Source organism: Streptococcus sp. oral taxon 431, from assembly GCF_023115445.1.
Taxonomy (GTDB): domain Bacteria; phylum Bacillota; class Bacilli; order Lactobacillales; family Streptococcaceae; genus Streptococcus.
The window spans coordinates 52261-60582 of record NZ_JALDUI010000014.1; the positions used below are offsets into that span (position 1 = coordinate 52261).

General features: G+C 34.7%; 8 protein-coding genes and 1 pseudogene. 6 read left to right on the plus strand and 3 right to left on the minus strand.

The genetic code is table 11. The features are described from left to right. The first annotated feature begins 156 nt into the window (after window positions 1–156). Window positions 157–711 carry a recombinase family protein gene (locus tag M1R56_RS07815; protein ID WP_000576156.1) on the plus strand — a complete coding sequence of 185 codons (555 nt, stop codon included), beginning with the start codon at window positions 157–159 and terminating at the stop codon, window positions 709–711. Between the two features lie 3 nt (window positions 712–714). Beyond that, on the plus strand, window positions 715–3633 hold the full coding sequence (locus M1R56_RS07820) for a Tn3 family transposase (protein ID WP_001240982.1): 2919 nt from the start codon (window positions 715–717) through the stop codon (window positions 3631–3633). Between the two features lie 73 nt (window positions 3634–3706). Here the strand turns inward: M1R56_RS07820 and M1R56_RS07825 are convergent. Continuing rightward, a pseudogene (locus M1R56_RS07825) lies at window positions 3707–3928 on the minus strand (helix-turn-helix transcriptional regulator); the annotation flags it as partial. Between the two features lie 504 nt (window positions 3929–4432). On the opposite strand from M1R56_RS07825, the gene M1R56_RS07830 reads away from it, so the two are divergent. Then, entirely contained in the window at window positions 4433–4855 is a 423-nt protein-coding gene (locus M1R56_RS07830) for a sigma-70 family RNA polymerase sigma factor (protein ID WP_000804885.1), read from the plus strand. Then, window positions 4852–5082, plus strand: a complete 231-nt coding sequence (locus M1R56_RS07835) for a helix-turn-helix domain-containing protein (RefSeq protein WP_000857133.1) — start codon at window positions 4852–4854, stop codon at window positions 5080–5082. The genes M1R56_RS07830 and M1R56_RS07835 overlap by 4 nt, the downstream gene beginning before the upstream one ends. Window positions 5083–5307: 225 nt before the next feature. On the opposite strand, the gene M1R56_RS07840 is transcribed toward M1R56_RS07835, so the two are convergent. Continuing rightward, window positions 5308–5559, minus strand: a complete 252-nt coding sequence (locus tag M1R56_RS07840) for a hypothetical protein (protein WP_001845478.1) — start codon at window positions 5557–5559, stop codon at window positions 5308–5310. Here M1R56_RS07840 and M1R56_RS07845 point away from each other — a divergent pair. Together M1R56_RS07845 and M1R56_RS07850 are read left to right on the plus strand one after the other, a co-directional pair. After that, the gene (locus M1R56_RS07845) at window positions 5543–5746 is read left to right on the plus strand and encodes an excisionase (protein WP_000814511.1); all 204 of its coding nucleotides are present in this window, start codon (window positions 5543–5545) and stop codon (window positions 5744–5746) included. The genes M1R56_RS07840 and M1R56_RS07845 overlap by 17 nt on opposite strands. An 81-nt stretch (window positions 5747–5827) precedes the next feature. Beyond that, window positions 5828–7045 carry a tyrosine-type recombinase/integrase gene (locus M1R56_RS07850; RefSeq protein WP_001291561.1) on the plus strand — a complete coding sequence of 406 codons (1218 nt, stop codon included), beginning with the start codon at window positions 5828–5830 and terminating at the stop codon, window positions 7043–7045. A gap of 270 nt (window positions 7046–7315) precedes the next feature. Here M1R56_RS07850 and M1R56_RS07855 read toward each other — a convergent pair whose 3' ends face one another. Continuing rightward, a complete protein-coding gene (locus M1R56_RS07855) occupies window positions 7316–8134 on the minus strand; it encodes an EbhA (protein WP_248035507.1) in 819 nt (272 codons plus the stop codon). Window positions 8135–8322: the final 188 nt, after the last annotated feature.

Below are 8322 nucleotides of genomic sequence, written 5' to 3' on the forward strand. Positions count from 1 at the left end.
AAACGACCGTTTATGGTACCTTTTCATTTTCCTGCTTTTTCTAAATGTTTTTTAAGTAAATCAAGTACCAAAATCCGTTCCTTTTTCATAGTTCCTATATAGTTATACTTAATGAGTTATGGTACATTTAAATTATAAAATTAAGGAGGTTTTTTTATGATTTTTGGCTATGCTCGAGTGAGTACGGATGATCAAAATCTTAGTTTACAAATTGATGCACTTACTCATTATGGAATTGATAAATTATTTCAAGAAAAAGTAACTGGTGCGAAAAAAGACCGACCGCAATTAGAAGAAATGATCAACCTACTACGTGAAGGAGATTCTGTTGTCATTTACAAGTTAGATCGAATTTCACGATCAACTAAACATTTGATTGAACTTTCTGAATTATTTGAAGAACTTAGTGTCAATTTTATATCTATTCAAGATAACGTAGATACTTCAACGTCTATGGGAAGATTCTTTTTCCGAGTTATGGCTAGTTTAGCAGAACTGGAACGGGATATTATTATTGAACGAACTAACTCTGGTCTTAAGGCAGCCAGAGTCCGAGGAAAAAAAGGGGGCCGTCCAAGTAAAGGTAAGCTATCAATTGATTTAGCTTTAAAAATGTATGACAGCAAAGAGTATTCTATTCGTCAAATTCTTGATGCCTCTAAATTAAGCAAAACAACCTTTTACCGTTACCTCAATAAAAGGAATGCTTAAGATATGGCTATGAAAAGAATTTTAACTACTTCACAGCGTGAACAACTTCTTTCTGTAGACCACTTATCAGAAGAGGATTTTAAAGCGTATTTTAGTTTTTCTGATTATGATCTGGAGGTTATTAATCAACACCGTGGAAAGGTCAATAAACTAGGATTTGCGATACAACTTTGTTTGGCCCGGTATCCTGGGTGTTCTTTAAGTAATTGGCCGATTAAATCAACCAGACTAACTTCTTATGTGAGTCGACAGCTCCATCTTGATGCAATTGATTTAAATTCATATGATCATAGAAATACACGTGCAAATCACTTCAACGAGATCTTAGAAGTATTCAACTATCATCGATTCGGTAGTGCTAATACACAAAAACAGTTAATAGAATATTTAATTGAACTAGCTTTAGAAAATGATGACTCTATCTATCTAATGAAAAAAACAATTGATTTCTTAACTCGAAAAAGAATTATTTTTCCATCTATAGCTACACTTGAAGACATTATAAGCCGCTGTCGAGATAAAGCAGAAAACAACTTATTTTCAATATTACTCTGTTCATTAACAGATATACAAATTGAAAAACTAGAGAGTTTGTTTCAAATTTATGAAGAGACGAAAATAACTAAACTCGCTTGGCTAAAAGACATTCCAGGTAAGGCAAATCCAGAAAGCTTTATGAGTATTTGTAAAAAAGTGGAAGTGATTGCTTCCATGGGACTCGGGACAATTAATGTCTCCCATATTAATCGGAACAGGTTTCTTCAGCTAGCTAGACTAGGGGAAAATTATGATGCATATGACTTCTCCCGTTTTGAGCTTGAAAAAAGATACTCTTTACTTATTGCTTTTTTAGTCAATCATCATCAATATCTGATCGATCAACTGATTGAGATTAATGACCGCATTTTAGCAAGTATTAAACGCAAAGGGACACGTGATTCACAAGAACAGTTAAAAGAAAAAGGAAAATTGGCTACTAAAAAATTGGAACATTATGCTTCTTTAATTGATGCTCTTCACTTTGCAAAAGATAATGATAGTAATCCTTTTGACGAAATTGAACGAATCATGCCTTGGGAAGATTTAGTACAAGATGGAGAAGAAGCTAAAAAAATTACAGGTAATAAAAATCATGGCTATTTAGAAATGGTTCGAAATAAAGCTAATTACCTCCGAAGATACACGCCAATGTTATTGAGGACCCTTTCGTTCAAAGCAACTCCGGCAGCAAATCCAGTCCTCATGGCCCTAACTCAACTAACTGATTTACACAATAGTGGTAAAAGAAAAATACCGGCAGATACTTCTACTGATTTTGTGAGTAAAAAATGGAAAAGCCTTGTTCGGCCAGAAGAGGGGAAAATAGATCGGTCTTACTATGAGTTAGTAGCTTTCACCGAGCTAAAGAACAATATTCGATCAGGAGATATTTCAGTTGAAGGAAGTATGATCCATCGAAATATTGATGATTACTTAGTTGATTTATCTGCTTGTATTGATTCAGAAACTATTCCAGACACGTTTGAGGACTATTTAAAGGATCGGGAAATAATTTTAGATTTACAGCTTCAATTTTATTCGACAGTTGATAAGAGAATTTCAAGAGCAAACCTTAAAAAGTTGGAAAAAGTTACACCTAGCGAAGCAGAAATATATAGAAAAAAACTTTATTCAATAATTCCTAAGATAAGGCTTAGTGATCTTTTAATTGAGGTGGACAGTTGGACCAACTTTTCACAAGAATTTAGTCATGATTCTACAGGGAAACCGCCGAGTGAACAAGAAAGAAAAATTATTTTTGCTGCTTTGCTGGGTTTAGGGATGAATATTGGTCTTGAAAAAATGGCCCAATCAACTCCTGGAATTTCTTATTCTCAGTTAGCCAATGCCAAACAATGGCGCTTTTATAAAGAAGCTCTGACTCGTGCTCAATCTGTTTTGGTTAATTATCAGTTAAAGCTTCCTGTTGCAGACTTTTGGGGTGAAGGAAAAACCACTGCTTCAGACGGAATGCGCGTCCCAGTGGGCGTCTCAGCTCTAAAATCCGATGTTAATCCACATTACAAAAGTATGGAAAAAGGAGCTACAATGATTCGATCAATAAATGATAGGCATACGACTCATCATATCGAGGTTGCTTCAACTAATACAAGGGAAGCTACTCATACCCTTGATGGCCTACTTTATCATGAAACAGATCTAGATATTGAGGAACATTTTACTGATACAAATGGGTATTCTGATCAGGTGTTTGGAATGACCGCATTACTAGGCTTTGATTTTGAACCTCGCATCAGAAATATAAAAAAATCACAATTATTTTCTATCAAATCACCTTCCTACTACCCTAACTTATCAGAAGATATAAGCGGAAAAATCAATGTAAAAATTATTGAAGAAAACTATGATGAAATTAAACGAATCGCCTATTCGATTCAAACAGGAAAAGTATCTAGTTCTTTACTATTAGGAAAGCTAGGCTCATACGCACGTAAGAATAGAGTAGCTCTTGCACTGAGAGAACTAGGTCGCATTGAAAAGAGCATTTTTATGATAGATTATATTACAGATAGTGAGCTACGGCGAAGGATCACTCATGGACTAAATAAGACAGAAGCGATTAATGCTTTAGCTAGAGAACTATTTTTTGGGCGACGCGGAAAATTTATGGAGCGCGATATTCGCCGACAACTTCAAAGTGCTAGTGCGCTTAATGTGTTAATAAATGCAATAAGTATATGGAACGCCGTCTACTTACAAGCAGCTTATAATTATCTCGTCAAAATAGATCCCGAAGTAACTAAGTATATGAAGCATGTATCTCCTATTAATTGGGAGCATATCACTTTTCTTGGAGAGTATAAATTTGACTTGTTATCTATTCCTAAACACTTAAGAGAATTGAATATAAAAAATAAATAGGCCTTGAAACATTGGTTTAGTGGGAATTTGTACCCCTTATCGATACAAATTCCCACTAAGCGCTCGGGACCCCAGGTAAGAAAAATTCATCAACGGAAACATGAAGTAACGATACAAGGTCATAAAGAACTTGTATGCTGGGGTGTTGCCCTTTATTTTCAATATTAGTTAAGTACCGTGGGTCAATTTCAATCAATGCTCCCACTTGTTCACGAGTTAAACCTCGTTTCAATCGAGCTTCTTTAATGGCTAAACCAAAGGCTCTAAAATCATATTTATCTTCTTTTTTACGCATAGTAGACCACCTCTATACATTTTATTGTTCCTACTGAATTAAAAACAGGTATAGAAAAACGTGTTATATGGTTTATAGGTTTATATTTAATAAAAAGCACTACTAAACGCCAATAAAAAAAACCGTTATATGGTAGTGCTATTTACGCTGTTAAAATATTGTATATTACTTCCAAATGGCGGTTTGTTGGAGGTCAACGTCGCCATGAAGTACATCATATACAATAAATTTCCTTACATTGGGTTCTTGTCAAAAAAAGTCGTCTATCTGCAATAGATAAGTACGTCCACCAATGTGGTTTTATAAATCATATAGATAGAATAACAGAAGCATGTAAACAGAGAAATAAATCTGTTTATATGCTTTTTTGGCTATTCAGAACTTTTTTACAAAGTTTATTTATCAGTAATGCAACAAATCCCCCTTTCACATTGGGACTAAGAGTGAAAGGAGATAAACGAGCAAGGCTCACTTCCTTTCCTAGACAGAAAGGGGGTGAGAAACATGAAACCATCTTCTTTTCAGACCACAATAGAAAATCAGTTTGACTATATCTGTAAACGTGCTATGGAAGACGAGCGAAAGAATTATATGCTTTATCTTTCAAGGATTGCAAAGCGTGAGGTGTCCTTTTCGGATGTTGGCGATTATCTTGTTAGCCAGTTTGCGACAACAGATAACTATTCAACTGACTTTCAGATTTTTACACTCAATGGGTTATCAGTAGGCGTTGAAAATGATTTGTTGAGTGAAGCATTACGTGAGTTGCCAGACAAGAAACGTGAAATTCTACTGCTGTTTTACTTTATGGACATGAGCGATTCAGAAATTGCAGACCTGTTGAAATTGAACCGTTCTACTGTCTATCGGCATAGAACCAGTGGACTAGCCTTAATTAAAAAGTTTATGGAGGAATTTGAAGAATGAAAACACAATATCCTATGATTCCCTTTCCTCTCATTGTAAAGGCAACAGATGGCGATACCGAAGCGATTAACCAGATTCTACATCATTACAGAGGGTACATAACGAAGCGTTCCCTACGACTTATGAAAGATGAATATGGCAATCAAAGTATGGTCGTTGATGAAGTCTTACGTGGAAGAATGGAAACCAGACTGATTACAAAGATTTTGTCATTTGAAATTAAGTAATATCCTCTCTCCTTTCGTGGAAGCGTGCTAAACCATTCCACGCTTCCCGAACAGGGAGGTTTGTTATTCCACCAAAGCATATTGAGCTTTCAATGTGTTTTGATAGGCTAACGAGCCATTGTTCTTTGAAAACTGAATAAAAGTAATCGAATACGTTTCGATAAGAAAAGAGCCAACGGAACTAACCGCCATGACCTATCTTATAAAGATAGCGAGCGATTCATGTTAGTGATCCGAGAAGCAATCTTTAGCAGGATTGCCTGCAACGACATTCTTATCGTGATAATGATACTCCCATACAGTCAATAGTCCGAGCGTGATAAAACCGTCGCAGGCAATGAGTATGGCTACATGAGAACCATGCAGGGGTGGAACTCCCGTGAGCTTTGCTAAAGCTGTTCGATTGCTGGTAAAACAACTTTTATGAAATCCAAATAAGTGATTTGGAAAGGAGGATTTTATGAAGCAGACTGACATTCCTATTTGGGAACGTTATACCCTAACCATTGAAGAAGCGTCAAAATATTTTCGTATTGGCGAAAACAAGCTACGACGCTTGGCAGAGGAAAATAAAAATGCAAATTGGCTGATTATGAATGGCAATCGTATTCAGATTAAACGAAAACAATTTGAAAAAATTATAGATACATTGGACGCAATCTAGCGTCGCCAAAGGGTCTTGTATATGATAAAATAGTATTAAGTCGTATCAAGGCTCTTTCCATAAAGGAAAGGAGCAAATGCCATGTCAGAAAAAAGACGTGACAATAAAGGTCGAATCTTAAAGACTGGAGAGAGCCAACGAAAAGACGGAAGATACTTATACAAATATATAGATTCATTTGGAGAACCGCAATTTGTTTACTCGTGGAAACTTGTGGCTACAGACCGAGTACCAGCAGGAAAGCGTGATTGTATCTCACTTAGAGAGAAAATCGCAGAGTTACAGAAAGACATTCATGATGGTATTGATGTTGTAGGAAAGAAAATGACACTCTGCCAGCTTTACGCAAAACAGAACGCTCAAAGACCAAAGGTTAGAAAAAACACTGAAACTGGACGCAAATATCTTATGGATATTTTGAAGAAAGACAAGTTAGGTGTAAGAAGTATTGACAGTATTAAGCCATCAGACGCTAAAGAATGGGCTATTAGAATGAGTGAAAATGGTTATGCTTATCAAACCATCAATAACTACAAACGTTCTTTAAAGGCTTCATTCTATATTGCTATACAAGATGATTGTGTTCGGAAGAATCCATTTGACTTTCAACTGAAAGCAGTTCTTGATGATGATACTGTCCCTAAGACCGTACTAACAGAAGAACAGGAAGAAAAACTGTTAGCCTTTGCAAAAGCTGATAAAACCTACAGCAAAAATTATGATGAAATTCTGATACTCTTAAAAACAGGTCTTCGTATTTCAGAGTTTGGTGGTTTGACACTTCCAGATTTAGATTTTGAGAATCGTCTTGTCAATATAGACCATCAGCTATTGAGAGATACTGAAATTGGGTACTACATTGAAACACCAAAGACCAAAAGTGGCGAACGTCAAGTTCCTATGGTTGAAGAAGCCTATCAAGCATTTAAGCGAGTGTTAGCGAATCGAAAGAATGATAAGCGTGTTGAGATTGATGGATATAGTGATTTCCTCTTTCTTAATAGAAAGAACTATCCAAAAGTGGCAAGTGATTACAACGGCATGATGAAAGGTCTTGTTAAGAAATACAATAAGTATAACGAGGATAAATTGCCACACATCACTCCACATAGTTTGCGACATACATTCTGTACCAACTATGCAAATGCAGGAATGAATCCAAAGGCATTACAGTACATTATGGGACATGCTAATATAGCCATGACGCTGAACTATTACGCACATGCAACATTCGATTCTGCAATGGCAGAAATGAAACGCTTGAATAAAGAGAAGCAACAGGAGCGTCTTGTTGCTTAGTAGTACAAATGAATTTACTACTTATTTACCACTTCTGACAGCTAAGACATGAGGAAATATGCAAAGAAACGTGAAGTATCTTCCTACAGTAAAAATACTCGAAAGCACATAGAATAAGGCTTTACGAGCATTTAAGAAAATATAAAAAGATAATTAGAAATTTATACTTTGTTTTAAACAAAAAGAGCGAAATAGAATCTCGCTCTTGAATAAAAGTTAATGTAAAAATAGAAAAGCTTAAATCATATTTTAAAAATTTAATTCTTTTGATTATTTTATTTCTATAAATTTCTGATATATTTTCTTAGTTAATTCTTCTTGCTGGCTTGCTGTTAGTCGTGAAGAGGTACGAATCAGAACTGTACCATATACATAATGAGAACCAGGTTGAAGAGAGGTTCCATCATATGTACTAATATATTTATTACGCTGTTCTGCTTCCTCTTTTGTTTTATATACCTCTATATTTCCGCCTGCATCATTTCCTTTTTGAATAATATCAGAACCCTCCACCGGAGGAGTTACTTGATTATCTACAAAATAAACAGACGCCGTATAACCACCTTGTTTATTTAGATGCTTATTAGGATCATTACTTTCTGTCACAGATTGTACTCCAGTAATTGTATCAACTTCTTTAAGTCTTTCCTCAATAAATGTACTAGATGGATTCGTAATTTGTTTTAATTGAGTGACGCTATTTTTGTATTTTTCAAGTTTATTCTTTAATTCATTTTGATTTTCTTCATAACTTATTGGTTGATTCATTTCATTAATTTGATTTTCAATATCTTTTGTTTTTTTCTCCATTTCTGGTACTTTTCTTATTGATTTTTGAGTTTTTTCTACAGAATTCTTTAAGTCATCTAAAGTATTTGATTCTAATGCTTCTTCGCCTTTTTCAACTACCGTTTCGGCCTCAGATACTAAGTCTTCAATATCCTTATTTTTTTCTTTTAGAGATACCGAAGCTTTTTCAAAATTACTGACAGCAGTTTTATAAGGTACATAAGATAAAAAGTAATAACCTAAACCAACACCTAGTATCGCAAATATCATAATTGATATGACTACTACAATTTTTTTCATATTTACTTCCTTTTCAAAAAAATATTTATTTTATTATACTATTATTAGTTTGTATTTTCAAACAATTATATAAATTTTTTTTAACAAAAAGAGCGAGATAAAATCTCGCTCTCAGATTGAAGACAAAGTCCTTGGAAGTGAAGTTTCTAAGGGCTTTTCTTTGTGTAAAGTCGTATAATAGAGGTAAG

What these genes read in the sequence shown, in the direction of transcription:
- M1R56_RS07850 (WP_001291561.1), top strand. Translation starts at nt 5,828, where the DNA reads ATGTCAGAAAAAAGACGTGACAATAAAGGTCGAATCTTAAAGACTGGA.
- M1R56_RS07855 (WP_248035507.1), bottom strand. Translation starts at nt 8,134, where the DNA reads ATGAAAAAAATTGTAGTAGTCATATCAATTATGATATTTGCGATACTA.
- M1R56_RS07835 (WP_000857133.1), top strand. Translation starts at nt 4,852, where the DNA reads ATGAAAACACAATATCCTATGATTCCCTTTCCTCTCATTGTAAAGGCA.
- M1R56_RS07830 (WP_000804885.1), top strand. Translation starts at nt 4,433, where the DNA reads ATGAAACCATCTTCTTTTCAGACCACAATAGAAAATCAGTTTGACTAT.
- M1R56_RS07845 (WP_000814511.1), top strand. Translation starts at nt 5,543, where the DNA reads ATGAAGCAGACTGACATTCCTATTTGGGAACGTTATACCCTAACCATT.
- M1R56_RS07815 (WP_000576156.1), top strand. Translation starts at nt 157, where the DNA reads ATGATTTTTGGCTATGCTCGAGTGAGTACGGATGATCAAAATCTTAGT.
- M1R56_RS07820 (WP_001240982.1), top strand. Translation starts at nt 715, where the DNA reads ATGGCTATGAAAAGAATTTTAACTACTTCACAGCGTGAACAACTTCTT.
- M1R56_RS07840 (WP_001845478.1), bottom strand. Translation starts at nt 5,559, where the DNA reads ATGTCAGTCTGCTTCATAAAATCCTCCTTTCCAAATCACTTATTTGGA.